Below are 18181 nucleotides of genomic sequence, written 5' to 3' on the forward strand. Positions count from 1 at the left end.
AAAATTAGTCGTCAATTTCGACACCGGCGTCGGCCAGTTCGAAGACTTTGAGGCGGCCGCGCAAACGCACTACGGCCTGGCCATGGATCTGGCAGACGCGCGACTCGCTGACACCGAGCACAGCGCCGATTTCCTTCAGGTTCAATTCCTGTTCGTAGTACAGCGACAGCACCAGCTGCTCGCGCTCTGGCAACTGGCCGATGGCCTTGCCCAGCTCGCGGCCGAATTCGCCACGCTCCATCATCTGCTGCGGGTTGGGGCCACCCTTGGCGGTGGTGTCCAGCTCGCCGTGATCTTCGATGCGCGATTCTAGGCTCAGCACCTGGCCGCGTGCGGCGTCTTCCATCAGGCGCAGGTAATCGGGCAACGGCATTTCCATCGCGGCGGCCACTTCGGTGGCGGCGGCGGCGCGGCCGGTGTTCTGCTCGATCTTGCGCACTGCGGCGGCAGCGTCGCGGGCACGGCGGTGCACCGAACGCGGCACCCAGTCGCCACGGCGAATCTCGTCGATCATCGAGCCGCGGATACGGATCGACGCATAGGTTTCGAACGAGGCGCCCTGGTCGGAGTCGTAACTGCGCGATGCTTCGATCAGGCCGATCATGCCGGCCTGGATCAGGTCGTCCACTTCCACGCTGGCCGGCAGACGCGCCGCCAGATGGTGGGCGATGCGGCGGACCAGATCGGCGTGCTGGGTCACCACGTCGTTGGCGTTATTGCGCTGCACGGCGCGGTACTGCGCGGTGGCCGTGGTTGCGGTAGCAGTGCTCATGCGGCCACTCCCCGTTGGATGATGCGTTCGACAAAGAACTCGACGTTGCCGCGCGGCACGGTGGGAGCCTGCCAGCGCGAGGTACGGCGTGCGATTTCGGCAATGGCCTGCGCCGACGGACTGGCGGGGTAGGCCTTGATGACGGGTTGCTGACGCTGTACCGACAGGCGCAACCAGTCGTCCTGCGGCACGTGGCCGAGATAGTTCAGCGACACATCGCCGAGGAATTTTTCGCAGACGCGCGAGAGCTTGTCGTACAGCAGGCGGCCTTCGTTGGGGTCGCGCACCATGTTGGCGATGATCTGCAGGCGGTCCACGCCGCGTTCGCGCGAGAGCACCTTGATCAGCGCGTAGGCGTCGGTGATCGAGGCCGGCTCGTCGCAGACCACCACCACGGTGTCCTGAGCGGCCTGGCAGAAGGTCAGCACGCTGTCGGTGATGCCGGCGGCGGTGTCGATGACCATCACGTCCAGGTCGCGTTCCAGTTCGGAGAACACATTGACCAGGCCGATGTGCTGGGCCGGAGCCAGTTCCGCCATGTGGCGGCGACCGGAGGCGGCCGGCACCACCAACACGCCGCCCGGGCCTTCGATGATCACTTCATCGAGCGTGCAGCGGCCGGCGATCAGGTCGGCCAGGGTGAACTTGGGCGAGAGTCCCAAGACCACATCCAGGTTGGCCAGGCCAAGGTCGGCATCCAGCAGCAGCGTGCGTTTGCCCATGTCGGCAAGCGCCACGGCCAGGTTGGCGGAGATGTTGGTTTTGCCCACGCCGCCCTTGCCACCGGTCACGGCAATCGTGCGCACCGGGCCCAAAGGCTCGGGACGGGTCGCCGTCAGGGGGAAGGCGTTGGTCAGCTTTGCGTATTCACGCGACTGCATGGTTGTGCTCCGGAGTACAGGGCTTATCGGCAGCGCGCCGTAAATCTTCAAGACGAAGAACGAGACTGGCGGCATTGGCGCGGTGCAGGTCGTCGGGGACCCGCTGTCCGTCAGTCACCCAGGTGATGGGCAGTTGGTGGTCGACCACCACCGACAAGGCGCTGCCGAAGCGGCCGGTCTCGTCGAGTTTGGTCAGCACCACGCCTTGGGGTTTGGCGTGGGCGAAGCGGCGCACGACCTCGTCGAGGTCGGCAAAATGGGAGTTGGCGGGCAGCACCAGCAGCGAGGTGACCTGCTGGGCGGCGCGCAGCCAGTTGAGCTGGGCAGCCAGGGCGCGGTCGCGCTGGCCCATGCCGGCGGTGTCGATCAGCACCAGCTTGTAGTCGCGCAGGCGATCCAGCAGCGCGAGCAGGCTTTCGGCGCTGTCGGCCTCGTGCACGGCGATGCCGAGCTGGCGGCCGTAGCTGTGCAGCTGCTCGCGGCCACCGACGCGCAAGGTGTCGGTGGTGACCAGGGCCACGTCGCGCGGGGCGTGCTGGGCGGCGAAGCGCTGCGCCAGCTTGGCGATGGTGGTGGTCTTGCCGGCACCGGTGGGGCCGACCAGGGCGATCACGCCGCCGCGTTCCAGCGGGTCGATCGGAGCCACCGGCAGACGCTTGGACAGCAGGCCCAGCATCAGTCCGCGGCCGCGGTGCAATTCGGTATCGGCCGGGATCTGCATGGCGACATCGCGGGTCAGGCCGGCATCGAAGCCGTAGTCGTCCATCAGCTCCAGCGCCTGCGCACGCACCGGGGAGCCACGCAGGCGCTCGTCGGTGAGGCGGTTCATTTCGCGCTCGATCATCTGACGCATCAGCGCCAGTTCGCCACGCAGCTGCTTGAGTTCTTCGTCGTTCTGCGGGACCGGCGCGGCGGCCACCGGCACCGCGGCCAGCGCGGCGGGGGCGACGACGATCGGCGGCAATGCGGCCGGCGGCAGGATCTGCGGCAGCGCGTCGTCCAGGTTGAAGTCGGCCTCGTCGTCGAATGCGTCGTCGTCCTGCCCATGCGCGGCGTAAGCCGGGGCGGCGAGGGCTGCGGCAACGACCGGGGTCGGCGCCTGCACCGGAGCGGCCTGTACGGCGGGGCGCTGCACCGGGGCGGTAGTCAAAAAGTCGGCGAACAGCTGTTCCGGCACGGCCGACAGCGCGTGTTCCTGACGCTGCACAACCGGGGCGGCGACATCCTGCACGGCCGGCATCGGCACCACGCTGCGGATCGGGGCGGCCACCGGGGCCTGACGCGGCACGCTGACCGGCTGACGCAGGGCCATCGCAGCAATCATTTCTTCGGCGGCGCTGGCAACGCGCTGGCGGTGGCTCATGCCGGTCTCGGCGGCCGGCTTGAGCGGGGCATGCACCGGAGCGGCGGGGCGGGCAGCGGCCTGCACCGGAGCCTGCTGCACGGGCGCCTGCTGCAGCGGAGCGGTGTGGGTGATCGGCGCATCGGAGCGTGCGGTTTCCAGCGCACGCTGCACGAGTTCTTCGTCGTAGTTGCTGGCAGCGACGATCTCGATGCCTTCAGCGGTACGACGGTTGGACAGGATCACTGCATCCGGGCCGTGCTCTTCACGCACCATGCGGAATGCGGTGCGCATGTCCGGGGCGACAAAGCGTTTGATCTTCATGCCACGTGCCTCCAGGAACGGGACCCGCCGGACGCCGGACGGGTGCGCGATGAATGTGGGTGTGTTGCCAGCGTCATGAGTTGCCTGTCCCGTTCGGTTGTTCCAAGTCCTGCCATCCGCCCCGCAGCGGTGGTGCTGTCTGCGGTCTCGCCAGAGCTAATGCACGCGGCGTGCCAAAACGGCGGTGTTGGGTTTTTGGCGAGTGGGTGCGGGGCGCGCGCGGTGGAGGCTGGGTACTGAGGCTGAGCCGGGCTTGCTGCGCTAAGTGGATGTTCTGATTGAATTTTTCGACGGCATTGGGTGCCGGTGCGACGGCGTCCCTGTGCTGGACGGCAGCGCAGATCGCGTGTCTTGGAGCGCATTGAACGCCCGCGCGAATCGCGACAGCGTCGCGCTCGTCATGCTTCCCAGGGTCGGTGGCATGCAATCGATTGGGATTTTGCCGAGTGGCGGATTTCCGGCGCCTGGCGTTGGCGGTTGGTAGCCGCCCTGCGGCGATTGCTGGAGGACGCGATAGAGGCTGTCAGGTTGTACCGGAGCGCCGATGCAGTCGTAGGAGCGCACCTGGGCGCGATGGGGCTGTCCCGGTAAAGCCGTCGCGCCCGGGTGCGCTCCTACGGAAAGGGGGCGACGATGTTGCTTAGTGGTAGGTCGTCGTCCGGAACACCGCGCGTTGCCGCGGTTGAGCATGCAGAGCGGCGTCAACTGCGCCTGGTCAGGGGGCACGCTGCATCGTAGGAGCGCACCTGGGCGCGATGGGGCTGTCCCGGTAACGCTGTCGCGCCCGGGTGCGCTCCTACGGAATTAGGGCGATGACGGTGTGCTTTCGAATCAGCTGATCGTGCCGACCAGCTTCAGGCGTTTGTCTTCCGGCACTTCGCTATACGCCAGCACCGACAGGCTGGGCACGCTGTGGCGGACCAGGCGGGCCAGGGCGGCGCGGACCGTGCCGGGTACCAGGACCACGGCCGGTTCGTTGCGGGCTTCCTGCTTGCCGACGCAATCGGCCAGGCTCTGGTGCAGACGCTCGGCCAGGCCGGGCTCCAGCGCCACACCGTTACCGTGGGTGGATTCCTGCAACACGCGCTCCAGCTGCGGGGCCAGCGTGAATACCGGCAGTTCGGCGGACATGCCGGCGATCTCCTGCACGATGAAGCGGCCCAGCGAGGTACGCACGGCGGCGGTGAGGGTGGCCGGGTCCTGGCTCTGCGGGGCGTGCTCGACCAGCGCTTCGACGATCTTGCGCAGTTGACGCACCGGGATCCGCTCGATCAGCAGGTTCTGCAGCACGCGCACCACCACCGACAGCGGCAGCGCCTTCGGGGTGAGGTCTTCGACCATCTTCGGCGCGGTCTTGGCCAGGGTGGCCAGCAACTGCTGCACTTCTTCGTGGCCAAGCAGTTCCGGGGCGTGTTCGCGGATCAGGTGCGACAGATGCGTAGCCACCACGGTAGCCGGGTCGACCACGGTGTAGCCCATCGATTCGGCGTAGGAGCGCTGATGCGGCTGGATCCAGGTGGCATCCAGGCCGAACGCCGGATCCTTGCCGGGAATGCCGTCCAGCTGGCCGAGCGCACCGCCCGGGTCCAGCGCCAGCTCGCGGTCGGGATAGATCTCGGCGGTCGCTACCGGCACGCCATGCACCAGCAGGCGATAGGCGTTGGCCGACAGTTCCAGGTTGTCGCGGATATGCACCGGCGGCACCAGGAAACCGATGTCCTGGGTGAGCTTGCGGCGCACGCCCTTGATGCGCGCCATCAATTCGCCGCCCTGGTGCTTGTCCACCAGCGGGATCAGCCGGTAGCCCACTTCCAGGCCCAGCGGGTCGATCGGGCGCAGTTCGTCCCAGCTCAGTTCGGCGCTGGCCTGCGCGGTGGCGGCTGCGGCGGCGGCCTTGGGGTCGCTGGCGGGGTCGCCGGTCGGGGCGACCACCAGGCTGCGCTTGTACATTTTCCAGGCGATCACGCCCAGGATCAGGCCGAGCGTCAAAAACGCGACGTTCGGCATGCCCGGCACCAGGCCGACCAGGCCCAGGATGGCGGCGGCCACCGCCAGTGCGCGGTGCTGGCCGAACACCTGGCTGATCATGGCGCCGCGCATGTCCTGCGCCCGCGAGGCGCGGGTCACCAGCAAGGCGACCGAAGACGACACCAGCAGGGCCGGCAGCTGCGCCACCAGACCGTCGCCGATCGACAGCAGGGTGTAGGTGGACGCGGCATCCACAAAGCTCATGTCGTGCTGGAACATGCCCACCGCCATGCCGCCGATGAGGTTGATGAACAGGATCATGATGGCGGCGATGGCGTCGCCGCGGATGAACTTGTTGGCACCGTCCATTGCGCCGTAGAAGTCGGCTTCTTCGCGGACCTCTTCGCGGCGGGCCTTGGCCTCCTCACGCGTCAGCAAACCGGCGTTGAGGTCGGCATCGATGGCCATCTGCTTGCCGGGCATAGCGTCCAGGATGAAGCGGGCGGTCACTTCCGACACGCGCCCGGCACCCTTGGTGATGACCACGAAGTTGATGATGGTCAGGATCGCGAACACCACGATACCCACGGCGTAGTTGCCGCCGATCACGAACTGGCCGAAGGCCTCGATCACCTTGCCGGCCGCGGCGTGGCCGTCCTGGCCGTTGATCAGGATCACGCGGCTGGAGGCGACGTTCAGCGCCAGCCGCAGCATCGTGGTCATCAGCAGCACGATCGGGAAAATGGTGAATTCCAGCGGGCGCTGCACGTAGATCACCGCCAGCAGCACCATCAGCGAGATGGCGATGTTGAAGGTGAACAGCGCGTCCAGCACCGGTGCGGCCAGCGGCACCATCAGCATGGCCAGCATGGCCATCAGCGCCAGCGGGGCGCCCAGGCCGTTGCGCAGCAACTCCATGACGCGACGGGCGTTCAGCGGGGTAGGTTGGGCGCTCATGCGCTGGCTCCCTTGCCGAACTCATCCACGTCCAGCGAAGGCAATTCCGGCATCGGGCCGCCGTTCCAGCCGCGTAACTGGTAGACGTAGGAGAGCACCTGGGCCACGACCGAATAGAGTCTCACGGGAATTTCCTTGCCGATTTGAGCTTCCCTATACAAGGCGCGTGCCAAAGGCGGTGCGGTGACGATCGCCACCCGGTGTTGTTCGCAGGCTTCGCGGATGCGGAAGGCCATTTCGTCCACGCCTTTGGCCACCACGATCGGGGCGCGCATCTTGCCGCCTTCGTACTTGAGCGCCACCGCGTAATGGGTCGGGTTCATCAGCACCACGTCGGCCTTGGGCACCGCTTCCATCATCTGGCGCTGCGACATCTGCATCTGCATCTGGCGGATGCGGCCCTTCACTTCCGGGCTGCCCTCGCTTTCTTTCATCTCGCGCTTGATCTCTTCGCGCGTCATCTTGAGCTTCCGCATCCAGTTCCACTTCTGGTACGGCGCGTCGATGGCGGCCAGCAGTACCAGCGCGCCGGCGGTGTAGAACAGCAGGCTCTTGGTGAAGTGCAGGCCGTTGCTGATCGCCTGTTCCAGCGGCTGGTTCACCAGCGAGCGCAGGCCGTGCAGGTTCTTGGAGATGCACAGCCAGGCCGCCAGGCCAACGAACAGCAGGCGCAGGATCGACTTGACCAGCTCGGCCAGGCTGTTGCTGCCCCACATGCGCTTGATCCCGCTGGCCGGGTTGAGCTTGGTGAGGTCGGGCATGATGGCCTTGCTGGAAAAATGCAGGCCGCTCATCAGCAGCGGGCCGGCCAGCCCGGCCAGCAGGCAGATGCCGATCAGCGGCAGCATCACCCACAGCAGCTGCATCAGCAGGTCGCCGAAGTGGCCGAACAGCGCCATCGGGTTCTCGCGCATCCTCGGGTCGGGGCTGAGCGCGGTCTTCATCCACACCGCCGCGCCGTCGCCGATGCCGCCGGCCAGTGCCATCAACCCGAACACGCCGGCGCCGAACACCGCTGCGGTGGACAACTCCCGCGATTGCGGGATGTTGCCCTGCTCACGTGCTTCGCGCAGGCGTTTTTCGGTGGGAAGCTCTGTACGCTCGCCGCCGTCGTCGGACTCGGACATGGAGGTGCCGGTGGGGGATCAGCCTGGTCTCATGCAAGCGGCGTTCCAGTTTCGGAGCGGGAATCGGGATTGGGGAATCGAAAAAAGCAGTGGCCGCGCGTTGAGCTGCTGGAGGGTTGTGGCGACGGTGAGGGGCGAGGGCAGCCCGTCGGTCTACAAAAGCGCGGCTAACAAACTGCGTGACGTCACTCTAGTGCAGGCCGGCTGATCTGCTACTTGGCTGCAGTGTCCTTGCCTGCCCACTATCGCAGGACACGCTGCAAGTACGTCCATGTAAGAGCGGCTAACAAAACGTAGCGAGCAGTCGTCAGGTGGGTGTGGACGGCGCGGAGGAGCCGGAGTGTACGGGTGGTACATGCCGATTCCGAGCACCGGCCGCGCCCGCCTGGTGGCTGCACAGTCGTTTTGTTAGCTGCTCCAAGCTCCTTGGTGGCATCCATGCCGCCAAGGGTCCCGCGACGGTGAGCGGGCAAGGACCAGTCACGCTAGTCGTTGTGCAGAGCTTTCACCACGCAACCAGCAGCGGTCTGGCGCAGTGCCTTCTATTCTTCAAAGTCACCAGCCGGCTGTCTGGCGCGGTGTTCTCGCCGCTTGCGGGACCGTTGGCGGCATGGATGCCGCCATCGAGCCCCCAGGGACGGGTTCACGGCGTGTCCCGCGAGCGGCGAGGGCACCGCGCACTCGACCCTACTCGGCGCTTGGCCTTGGCCTGTGACCGCAGGATGCGGCCGATAACGCCACTGCGCTCACTGCCCGGCAAACGCTCGCTACGTGCTGTCAGCCGCTCCACGTCCAGGCTGGTGCTCGGCCTGGCTGGGAGTCGTTGAGCATGAAGGCTGGGCCGAGAGTCGTTCGACGTCGTTTGTTGCTCAGCTGGCCAGGCGACGCGGGCCGTCGCGTTGGGCGACGACCACTGCAATGAAGCGGTCGGCTTCCATCGGCCGGCCCAGCAGATAGCCCTGCAGCTGGTCGCAGCCCAGCCGTTCCAGGGTGTTGCGCTGGGCGGCGGTTTCTACGCCCTCGGCCACCACCTGCAAGCGCATGGTGTGGGCCAGCGCCACGACGGCGGCGACGATGGCGATATCTTCGGCGCCGCTGTCCATGGCCTGCACGAAGCTGCGATCAATCTTGAGCTCGTGCGCGGGCAGCTTGCGCAGGTAGAGCAGGTTGGAATAGCCGGTGCCGAAATCGTCGATGGCAATGCGCACGCCCAGTGCATTGAGCTGGCCAAGCGTGCGCAGGCAGGCCTCGGCATCGCGCATGGCCATGGTTTCGGTGATTTCCAGGGTGAGCTGGCCGGGGGCGATCGCATGCTCGGCCAGGGTGGTGGCCACTTCGTCGAGCAGGCTGGGCGAGGCGAGCTGGGTGGCCGACAGGTTCACCGCTACCCGCCAGTCGCCGTGTCCGTCGTCGCGCCACGCGCGCATCTGCCGGCACGCCTGCTGCAGCACCCAGCTGCCGAGCGGGCCGATCATGCCGCTGCGTTCGGCCAGCGGAATGAAGCTGTCCGGCGGCACCAGGCCACGTTCTGGATGCTGCCAGCGGATCAGCGCCTCGGCGCCGATCGGGCGGCCGTCGTCGGCGCAGTATTTGGGCTGGTAGTGCAGCACGAACTGGCCCGATTCCAGCGCGCGCGGCAGATCCTGCAGCAGTTGCAGGCGCTCGCGGGTGGTGTCGGTCATCGCGCGCTCGAAGAAGCGGTAGCGATTGCGCCCGGCCTGCTTGGCATGGCCCATCGCCGCATCGGCGTGCGTCATCAGCTGGTGCTCGCTGCCGGCATCTTCCGGATACAGTGCAATCCCGATGCTGCTGCTCAGGCGCAGCTCTTGATCGCCGACCAGAAACGGCACCGCCAACGCCTGCACCAGATGCCCGGCGATGGCCGCCGCGTCTTCCGGGTCGGCGATATCGGCCACCAGCACGAATTCATCCGCGCCCAGCCGCGCCAGGCTGCCGTGCGCACGCCGATGCGCGCTCAGGCGTTCTGCCACCACCACCAGCAATTGATCGCCGACCCGATGGCCGTAGCCGTCGTTGACCACCTTGAAGCCGTCCAGGTTGATCAGCATCACCGCAAAGCGCTGCCCATCGCGTTGCGCGCGCTCGATGTTCTGCAGCACGTGCTCGTGCAGCAGCACCCGGTTGGGCAGGCGGGTGAGCGGGTCGTGCAGGGCGGCCAGCGCCAGATCGGCGTTGGCCTGCGCCAGCGATTGCGCCAGCACTTCGGTGTGCTGCTGATGGCGGCGCGACAGCACCGAGATCACCAGCGCCAGGATCAGCAGGCCCAACGTGACCGCCACCACCACCGCGGTCAGCCACGACAACGGCAGGTGCGCTCCGGCGGCCGCGCCGCAGATGCTGCCAGGTGCGAATTGCGCGGCGGCCATGCCGGTGTAATGCATGCCGACGATCGCCACGCCCATGATCAAGGCGGCAATCAGGCGCAGGCTGTAGCGGCGGCCATCGTGACGCAACCGGAACGCGATCCACAGCGCGGCGGCAGACGCACCGATGGCGATCGCCACCGACAGCGCGAACAGCGCCGGGTCATAGGTAATGGCAGGCGACATGCGCAGCGCGCTCATGCCGATGTAGTGCATCAGCGCGATGCCCAACCCCATCAGCACCGCACCCAGGCCCAGCCGCGGCCAGGGCAGTTGCGGTTGCGAGGTCAGCCACAGCGCCAGCGCCGAGGCCAGGATGGCCGCCAGCATCGAATAGGCGGTCAGCGCCACGTCGTAGCCCAGCGGAATCGGCAGCTGGAAGGCCAGCATGCCGACGAAGTGCATCGACCAGATGCCGATGCCCATCGCGATGGCGCCGCCCACCAGCCATGCGGCGGCGATGCCGCCACGGCTGGCGGTCATGCGGGCGGCCAGATGCAGCGCGGTATAGGAGGCCAACACGGCCACCACCAGCGACAACAGCACCATGCCAAGGTTGTAGGTTGCGACCACCCATCCAGTTCCGACGTCGAAAGACGCGCTTGCTCAAGGAGCTAGCGACCCGCTGCGCGCGTTCTTGAGCACGCAATGGCGCAGCGCAGTGGATCAGGCGACCGAAACCTCGGGTTCTTCCGGTTCGATGCGATTGCGGCCGTGGCCCTTGGCCCGATACAAGGCCTCGTCCGCACGTGCCAGCAGCGTGGCGGCGGTGTCGCCGATGCGAAACCACGCCACGCCGATCGAGCAGGTCACCTGCAGTGGCCGCGCGGCACCAACGTCGTACAGCGGCAGGCTGATCGCTTCGTGGATGGCGCGCAGCCGGTGCTGGCTCTGACGGGTCATGCCGGGCAGCAGCAACAACAGTTCTTCGCCACCGTAGCGGCCCACCTTGTCCGAGTCGCGCAGGCAGGCGGTGAGCCGCGCGCCCACCTTGGCCAGCACCGCGTCGCCGACCAGATGGCCGTGCTCGTCATTGACCTGCTTGAAGTGATCCAGATCGATCAGCACCACCGCCAACGCGTGCTCGGCATGCGCGCAGGCCTGCAGCTCTTCGGTCATGGCGTCGAGAATGCCGGAGCGGTTGAGCAGGCCGGTGAGCGAGTCGTGGCTGGCCTTCAATGCCAACGCCGCGCGGGCGCTTTCCAGGTCGCGTTTTTCGCGCTCCAGTTGATAGGTGCGTTCGGCTACCAGCTCGGCCAGCATGCGCTCGCGCGCCACCAGATGGCGGTGCCGCCAGCTCCACAGGCCGATCAGCAAGCCGCCGCCGATCAAGACATACAGCGCAATCGCCGGCGGGCTGCGCCACCACAACGGCGCCACCGCGAATGCCAGATCCACTACCGGCGATGCGGTGCGCCGATAGCGGTCCAGCAGCTGCACCTGCAGGCGGAAATGCCCGGACGGCAGCGGAGGTTGGTCGATCGACAGATCGTCGCTCTCGATCCATTCGTTGTGCAGACCACGCACGCGATAGCGCACGGTCAGCCGGCTGGGGTCGTCGTAGACCTCCATCGTCGACAGTTCGATATGCAACGGCGTGTCGCTCCAGGCCAGCAGTTGCCCGGCGCGTATCGGCACGCCGCCGCGGCTGACGCTGTCGATGCGCACGCTGGGCTGGCGCTCGTCGAACAGGCGCGCCGGATCCGCCAGGTGGCTGACACCGCGCGCGGTGCCGATCCACACCGAGCCGTCGGGATCTTCAAAGAATGCGGCCTCGGAGATGTCGTCCCAGATCAGGCCCTGCGACTGCGACAGATGCGCCCAGCGCTCGCCGTTATAGACCTCCACGCCGCGTGCGTGGCCCACCCACACCCGGCCCAGGCTGTCGCTGCGCATCAGGTACACACCCGCGTCGCGCAGCGCTTCGTCGTTGATCGCCTGCAGGTCCAGACCATCGCCGAGCAACATGCCGTGCCACAGGCCGGGGCGATAGAACGCCAGCCACACCTCGCCGCTGTCGCTGATATGGAACTTGCTGATCCACGGATCAGAGTCGCCGCCGTTGACCTTGACCTTGACCTTGGACCAGCGCTCGCCCTGCAGGCGAAACAGCCCGTTGGCACTGGAGACCCACAGAGTGCCGTCTGCGGTCTGCTGGATATCGGTGTAGGCGATCGCAGGCATGTCGGCGACAGGCTGCAAGGTGCCGCCGTCCAGCGGGCGCTCGATCACGAACAGTCCGCCGAGGGTGAGAATCCACAGGCGCCCTTGACGGTCGTTATAAAGGCGCCGTCCGGTACGCGGAAGTTTGCCGGCCTCGGCGCTGCGTCCGTCCGGCCAGTTGCGGCGCACGAAGCCGGCAGAATTGAGCGTCCACACGCTGCCGTCGGTAGTGCGCGCCAAGCCGACGATCTGGATGCCCGCCTGCGGCAGGGCCGGCACAAACCGCTCGCCAGGTCGGGCCTGACGGCCTACGCCGTGCTCGTTGCCGACCAGCAGTGCGTTCTGCGCATCGCGTGCGATGGACCAGGTGGATGGGGCCGGCATCCCTTGCGAGGCGTCCCAGTTTTCGATCCATTCGTAGCCGGCCCAGCGCACCAGGCCTTCGCCATCCACGGTCATCCAGACGTCGCCGTCGCGGTCCACCACGATCGCGTCGCTGCTGCCGGGCGGCAGCCCGTTCTCGGTGCCGAAGCTGCGCCATGCGCCATTTTCCCAGCGCGCCAGACCGTCGTTGCGGCGCACCAGCACACGCCCTTCGCGGTCCATCACCAACGGCGCCTGTTGCCCGACCGTGTTGCTGTCGAGCAGCGGCAACGGCCGCACGCTGAACCGGCTCGCACCTGGTGCGCGGTAGAGCAGGGTGCCGGCGCCACGCGCCCACAGCCCGCCGTCGTTGTCGCGTAACACGCTGTACCAGCGATCGACCGGCACGCCCTCGTCGGGCCCGTAGACCTGTACCTTGCGCTGCGCATCGATGGCGCACAGCTTGCGTCCGCAGCCGACCCACAACGTGTCGCCTTCCACCGACAGGCTCAGTACCTTGGAGAGATCGGGCAGGCGCACGCGCGTGGCGGTGTCCAGCAGATACTCGCTATGCCAACGGCCGTTGCTGCGTGCGCGCAGCACTTCCAGTTCGCCGCCATTGGCGATCACCGTGCCCCATGCAGGGCTGGCAAGCAGCAGGCCTTCCTGCAGGTGCTCGGCTTCATCGCGCGCGAGTTTGCGAAAGCCGTGCTCGTCGCCGACGAACAACGCCTGGAAGCCGGCGACCCACAGACGCCCATCGGGCGCTTCGCTGATCGAGGTAATCGGTTCGTTGCGCAGGCCGTCCAGCATCACCTGTTGAAAGATGCGGCCGTTGTAGCGATACAGCCCGCTCTCGGTGCAGACCCACATCAAGGTGCTGCGGGTCTGCAACAGGCAAGTACCGGCAAGACCGAGCAGGCCCTGGTCGTGCGCATAGCGACGGATGCTGGCGCTCTGTGCGCTGGCCAGATCGGCAAACGACAGCAACGCCAGCAGCAGCATCGCAGCAAACGATGCCCCTCGGCCTGACGACCTCCCTTGGCGGTGCAAGAACCCCACGAGCGTTGCAATCTCCCACGCATCGGTGCGTGCGGTCCGCGCCCCTCGCGCGGTGTCTCACGCTTGCCATTGGCAGCCCCCATAGCAGGCCGCGTTATATCGACTAGCGGCTGTTCACGCGCTTTACTTTAGGACACCACCCTTGCGCATTGTGCAGCTGCCAGCAAGCACGACTGCAGCCTGGAGGGGGCGTGTGGCACGCAAAGACTGCGGTTTGGCGCTATCGACAGGTTGAGTATTGCGCGCTACGCGTGCTCGCCAGCGTGCGTCACCTGGCAATCGATGCTGGCACGATCGAGCCGGCGCGACTGCTGCACTGCTGCGCATGGACGCGCTAAATCGGCCGAGACTGCGACCAACACCGGTGTTTGATCCAGGCAGTGTGGCGGCCGCGACCGCGCTTATCTGCAGGTAGTGCTGGCATTCGCTGCTGCATTCGCTGGATGGGTGCGGATGCTTTGCCACCGCCAACATCGCTGCATCTAGGTGCGATGGCGAGCGCGATGGTGGCCCGCGCGCGGCGATCAGTCGGCGCGATGGTCGGGTGCCGCAAGCGCAATGAGGTGGCCGGCGTCGTAATCGATGCAATTGCGTCCGCGGCGTTTGGCGCTATACAGCGCGGCATCGGCGCGCGCCAGCAATTGCTCAAGGGTTTCGCCGGGCATAAACCACGCCACGCCGATCGAACAGGTGACGTGCAGCCAGCCGCCATCGATGGGGTAATCGCCGCAGATACCACGATGCAGCGCGTCCAATCGGTGCGTGGCTTCGTGCGTCAGCCCCGGCAGCAGCGCCAGCAATTCTTCGCCGCCGTAGCGGCCGATACGGTCGTCGCCACGCACCAGCGTATCCAGCCGGCGACCGACCCCGGCCAGCACCGCATCGCCGGCCAGATGCCCGTGCTGATCGTTGACCAGTTTGAAGTGATCCAGATCGATCAACACCACCGCCAGCGGTCGCGCCGTCGCATCGGCCCGCAGCAGCATGTTGCGTAGCGCGGCAAGGATGCCGGCGCGATTAAGCAGGCCGGTGAGTTCGTCGTGGGTGGCCTTGAGGGCAAGTTCGGCACGTGCCGATTCCAGGTCACGCTTGTCCTGTTCCAGCTCGGCAGTGCGCTCGGCAACCAGTTGTTCCAGCTCGCGCTTGCGCCGCAGCAGTTTGGCGGTGCGCCAGCGCAACAGCGCAATCACCGCGGCGATCGCCAGCAACACATAGGCGATCAAGGCGGGAATGCTGCGCCACCAGGGCGGACTGAGCGCAAAGGCGAACCGTGTGATCGGGCTGGCACTGCGCTGGCCGGCGTCCACTGCCTGCACCTCCAGCGCATAGCGGCCGGGCGGCAGCAGCGGATAGGTGATGTGGCTGAGCGAGGTGCTGGTCCAGCTGGCCTGGTGGCCTTCCACGCGGTAGCGGAAGCTGATGCGGTCAGGGCCGCCTTCGGCGCCGGGCGTGCTCAGATCCACGTCCAGCGGAATCTGCGACCAGGGCACCTGCGCACCGGCCGCAAGGGTCTGTTCGCCACGCCGCACGCGCAGCACTTCCACTCGTAGCGGCGGCGATGCGAACACCCGTGACGGATCGATCAGGTGGGTCAACCCGCGGCTGCTGCCGAGCCACACGCTGCCATCGACGTCCTCGAACAGGGCATTGGCAGACACGTCGTCCCACAACAGGCCCTCGCTGCGCGTGGTGCGCGACCAGTGCCCATTCTCCAGCAGGTCCAGGCCCTGGCTGCTGCCCAGCCACAAGCGCCCCTTGCTGTCGTGAGAGAGGATAAACGGCATCACGCGCGACACCAGCGGGTCGTTGACTGCGGTCAGCGTGACCGTCGCAGCGTTCTGTACGGCGCCATGCCAGAGCCCGGTGTCGCGCAAGGACAGCCAGAGCTGGCCGTCGGCCGAAAAATCCAGCAGAAAGTAATCGTGGTTGGGCAGGTTGCCGTGCACCTCTACCTGCAGCCAGCGGCCATTTTTTTCCTGGCGATACAGTCCTTTGCGGGTACTGGCCCACAGTCGCCCCTGAAGATCCACATCGATATCGCCCACGAACGCCGCCGGCACTGCCTCTTCGCGTCTGGCCTGCAACGGCAGCTCCGGCGCGACGGAGTACAGACCGCGTGGCGTGGTGACCCACAGCACGCCACCCGAATCGAACAACAGCTTGTTGGTGGGCAGCCCAAGCTGCAGCACGTCGAAGGTCTTGCCCGTCTGCGGGTCGCGACGGGAGAGGGCGCCCGACGAGCGCGCCACCCAGGCCGCGCCATCCTTCGGCGACAGCGCGATGGAGATCGATTGCAGCATTGGCTCGCCGTTGGCGAGTGTCCACGGCTGCATGCGCCCGGTCCGCGGATCCAGCACATTGGAGCCGGCATCGCCGCCTACCAGCAGCTCACCACTTGGCAGCCGCTGGATGGCCCAGGTCGGCGATTCGGCCAGGCCCTGGCTTTCGTCCCAATGCTCGATGTTGCCGTAGCCCAGCCAGCGCTGCACCCCCAGCCCGCGCGTGCCGATCCATAGCTGGCCGGTGCTTTGCATCATCAAGGGGCCCACCATCGGGCTGATCGACAGCCCCTGGTCGTGCCCGAAATACTGCCAGTGATCGCCTTCCCAGCGCACCATTCCGCGGTCGGAGCGGGTAATCAGGCGGCCCTGCGCATCCTCCGACAAGGTGGTTGCGCCAGCCAAAGTGTCGAACCTGGTGCCGGCTGGAGGCGCATGGTTGCGGAACACGCGCTCGCCTGCTGCGCGCGACATCACCATGCCGCCACCGCGCAGCCACAGGTCGCCACGATGGTCGCGGAACACCGCGCGCCATTGTCGCTCCGGCACACCGTCGGCATCGCCCAACTGAGTGATGCGTCCGTTGGCATCGATGCGGCAGACGCGTTTCCCGCAACTGGCCCACAGCGCGCTGCCATCGGCAAGCAAGGCTTTCCCGGCGGGCAGGGTGGTGCCGTCGTCCAGGCGCAACGGCAGCACCCGGGCGCTCCAGCCGCCCGGCTTGGCCGGCGTCAGGTGCAACAGCTGATTTTCGCTGACCACCACCACGCCGCCCGCGTACGGGGCGATCACATTGCCGCTGTCGGCACGGATCGGCGTGCCGTCATGCAGCACCGGGCTGAAGGTCGTGCCATTGCGCACGAACACGCCGTTGGCGCTGGCCACCCACAAGCGCCCGCGCGCATCCAGCGTCAACGCGCGGATGTAGCGCGCGTCCAGGCCGCTTTCCTGACCGACCGGGATGAATTGTTCGCGTTCGAAGCGATGCAATGCCAGTTCGGTGCCGACCCAGACCACACCCTGTCGATCTTCGAGCAGGCTGTTGACGGTCATACCCTGCAGGCCATCGGCCTGTGCGTAATCGCGAAAGCTATAGGTTTTCGCCCATCCACTGCCTGCAATCAGCCATCCGAGCAGACACAGCGTTGCCAGACGACGCAGCGCCTTGCCGCGCACACCAGGTGAAACGAACAGCGCAGACACGTTGGGCATCGGCTTTCGCGGAAAGGGGGGCGTGCGATTGAACGGGCCAATCGTCCTCAGCGTTGACGGCGAACTGGTGCAAAACTTGAGCGTCCGTACGCTTAACCCGTCAGTTCTCTGGCGGAGTCGAAGGCGGTATCGAACATGCGCTGCACCGGTGGCGCAAACTCGCTTGCAAAGCTGGACAGCAGGAACAGCCCCAGTAAGACCGTCAACGGCAAGCCAAGTTGCATCGGGTTCAATGCCGGCGCCGCCTTGGCCAAGGCACCGAAGGCCAGATTTACCGCCAGCATCGCCACCATCATCGGCAAGGCCAGGGTCAGCCCGCCGCGCATGATCTGCAGGAACAAGGTGGGCGCCACCTCCGCGAACGCGCGGGCGTCGGGAATGGCTGTGCCGATCGGCAACGCCTTGTAGCTGTCCACCAGCAGCGAAATCACCGCCAGGTGTCCGTTGGCCGCAAAGAACAGCAAGCCGAATCCGATATAGAACCACTGCGCGATCACGCCCGAGGTCACCCCGCGCATCGGGTCGGACATCTGCGCAAACGACAGGCCGGTGGACTGCGACACCAACTCGCCGGCCAGTGCGCCCGCCTCGAAGATCAGCTTCAGCATGAAGCCCATGCTGGCGCCCACGGCCAGCTCACGCGCGATGCTCAGCACCGCCTGCGCAGTAAAGCCATCCCACTCCGGCACCGGCGGCAGGATCGGCGCCAGCACCATCGACAAAGTCCCGGCCAGCATTACCCGCACCCGCCCGGGCACCGCACGCGTGCCGATCAACGGCATGGCCGTGAGCAGCGCGCCGGTGCGCAGCATGGTCCACATAATCGCCCCGACCATCGCAAACGCGCGCTGGCCGTCGATCACCATCTGGGTAGCGGAATCCATCCGGTCTAGTCCGCTAACCGATCAAATGCGGAATGCGCTGGAACAGCGCAATGGTGAACTCCACCAGATGCCCCAGCAGCATGCTGCCGGTGGCAAACAGGGTCGCGGTCAACGCCACGGCCTTGGCCACGAAGCCGATGGTGGGTTCATTCAATTGGGTGGCGGCCTGCACCACGCCAATCACGACACCGACGACCAGCACCGCCAGCAACATCGGTCCGGCAATCCACAGGACGGTGACCAGGCCACCACGTAATTCAGTCAGGGCGATTTCAGGGCTCATGGGGAGTGCTGATGCAAGTGCGGTGCCAAAGGGCGGGGAGTGGGGATTTGGAATTTGGGATTGGTAGGTGAGCGGCGATCTGACTTACCTCGTGTTGCACTGTCTGTCGCTGTCGCTGTCGCTGTCGCTGTCGCTGTCGCTGTCGCTGTCGCTGTCGCTGTCGCTGTCGCTGTCGCTGTC

The 18181-nt window shown here is 66.6% G+C and carries 10 protein-coding genes, 1 other RNA gene and 1 pseudogene; 1 reads left to right on the plus strand and 11 read right to left on the minus strand.

Features of this window, described 5'->3' with window-relative positions; all coding sequences use genetic code 11:
• Positions 1-4: 4 nt before the first annotated feature.
• The 6 genes from VC212_RS13715 to VC212_RS13740 all read right to left on the minus strand — a co-directional run bounded on the left by VC212_RS13715 (position 5) and on the right by VC212_RS13740 (position 7728).
• Positions 5-772 carry an RNA polymerase sigma factor FliA gene (locus VC212_RS13715; RefSeq protein WP_011037072.1) on the minus strand — a complete coding sequence of 256 codons (768 nt, stop codon included), beginning with the start codon at positions 770-772 and terminating at the stop codon, positions 5-7.
• Positions 769-1653 (minus strand): MinD/ParA family protein, encoded by an 885-nt coding sequence (locus VC212_RS13720; RefSeq protein WP_055854547.1) that lies wholly within the window; start codon positions 1651-1653, stop codon positions 769-771. Before VC212_RS13720 ends, VC212_RS13715 begins: the two co-directional genes overlap by 4 nt.
• Positions 1640-3319, minus strand: a complete 1680-nt coding sequence (flhF, locus tag VC212_RS13725) for a flagellar biosynthesis protein FlhF (protein WP_323526075.1) — start codon at positions 3317-3319, stop codon at positions 1640-1642. The genes VC212_RS13720 and flhF overlap by 14 nt, the downstream gene beginning before the upstream one ends.
• Before the next feature lie 831 nt (positions 3320-4150).
• Positions 4151-6244 carry a flagellar biosynthesis protein FlhA gene (flhA, locus tag VC212_RS13730; protein WP_055854540.1) on the minus strand — a complete coding sequence of 698 codons (2094 nt, stop codon included), beginning with the start codon at positions 6242-6244 and terminating at the stop codon, positions 4151-4153.
• Positions 6241-7371 (minus strand): flagellar biosynthesis protein FlhB, encoded by a 1131-nt coding sequence (gene flhB / locus VC212_RS13735; RefSeq protein ID WP_055854538.1) that lies wholly within the window; start codon positions 7369-7371, stop codon positions 6241-6243. The genes flhA and flhB overlap by 4 nt, the downstream gene beginning before the upstream one ends.
• Positions 7372-7652: 281 nt before the next feature.
• Positions 7653-7728, minus strand: a non-coding RNA gene (locus VC212_RS13740) — sX9 sRNA.
• A 35-nt stretch (positions 7729-7763) separates the two neighbouring features.
• Here VC212_RS13740 and VC212_RS13745 point away from each other — a divergent pair.
• Positions 7764-8057, plus strand: a pseudogene (locus tag VC212_RS13745) (hypothetical protein); the annotation flags it as partial.
• Positions 8058-8240: 183 nt separating this feature from the next.
• On the opposite strand, the gene VC212_RS13750 reads toward VC212_RS13745, so the two are convergent.
• From VC212_RS13750 to VC212_RS13770, 5 genes are all read right to left on the minus strand, one after another.
• Positions 8241-10328, minus strand: a complete 2088-nt coding sequence (locus VC212_RS13750; protein WP_115553758.1) for an EAL domain-containing protein — start codon at positions 10326-10328, stop codon at positions 8241-8243.
• A 93-nt stretch (positions 10329-10421) separates the two neighbouring features.
• Positions 10422-13343, minus strand: a complete 2922-nt coding sequence (locus VC212_RS13755; RefSeq protein ID WP_323526076.1) for a diguanylate cyclase — start codon at positions 13341-13343, stop codon at positions 10422-10424.
• A gap of 524 nt (positions 13344-13867) precedes the next feature.
• On the minus strand, positions 13868-16834 hold the full coding sequence (locus tag VC212_RS13760; RefSeq protein WP_323526077.1) for a diguanylate cyclase: 2967 nt from the start codon (positions 16832-16834) through the stop codon (positions 13868-13870).
• Positions 16835-16926: 92 nt separating this feature from the next.
• The gene (fliR, locus tag VC212_RS13765; protein WP_005996206.1) at positions 16927-17718 is read right to left on the minus strand and encodes a flagellar biosynthetic protein FliR; all 792 of its coding nucleotides are present in this window, start codon (positions 17716-17718) and stop codon (positions 16927-16929) included.
• Between the two features lie 13 nt (positions 17719-17731).
• A complete protein-coding gene (locus VC212_RS13770; RefSeq protein WP_055854528.1) occupies positions 17732-18001 on the minus strand; it encodes a flagellar biosynthetic protein FliQ in 270 nt (89 codons plus the stop codon).
• Positions 18002-18181 lie beyond the last annotated feature (180 nt).

It is taken from the genome of Xanthomonas sp. WHRI 8932A, assembly GCF_035012785.1.
Lineage (GTDB): Bacteria > Pseudomonadota > Gammaproteobacteria > Xanthomonadales > Xanthomonadaceae > Xanthomonas.

Bases quoted from the DNA above. Each gene is read 5' to 3' on its own strand.
- VC212_RS13715 (WP_011037072.1), bottom strand. From the start codon at position 772: ATGAGCACTGCTACCGCAACCACGGCCACCGCGCAGTACCGCGCCGTG.
- VC212_RS13720 (WP_055854547.1), bottom strand. From the start codon at position 1,653: ATGCAGTCGCGTGAATACGCAAAGCTGACCAACGCCTTCCCCCTGACG.
- flhF (WP_323526075.1), bottom strand. From the start codon at position 3,319: ATGAAGATCAAACGCTTTGTCGCCCCGGACATGCGCACCGCATTCCGC.
- flhA (WP_055854540.1), bottom strand. From the start codon at position 6,244: ATGAGCGCCCAACCTACCCCGCTGAACGCCCGTCGCGTCATGGAGTTG.
- flhB (WP_055854538.1), bottom strand. From the start codon at position 7,371: ATGTCCGAGTCCGACGACGGCGGCGAGCGTACAGAGCTTCCCACCGAA.
- VC212_RS13760 (WP_323526077.1), bottom strand. From the start codon at position 16,834: ATGCCCAACGTGTCTGCGCTGTTCGTTTCACCTGGTGTGCGCGGCAAG.
- fliR (WP_005996206.1), bottom strand. From the start codon at position 17,718: ATGGATTCCGCTACCCAGATGGTGATCGACGGCCAGCGCGCGTTTGCG.
- VC212_RS13770 (WP_055854528.1), bottom strand. From the start codon at position 18,001: ATGAGCCCTGAAATCGCCCTGACTGAATTACGTGGTGGCCTGGTCACC.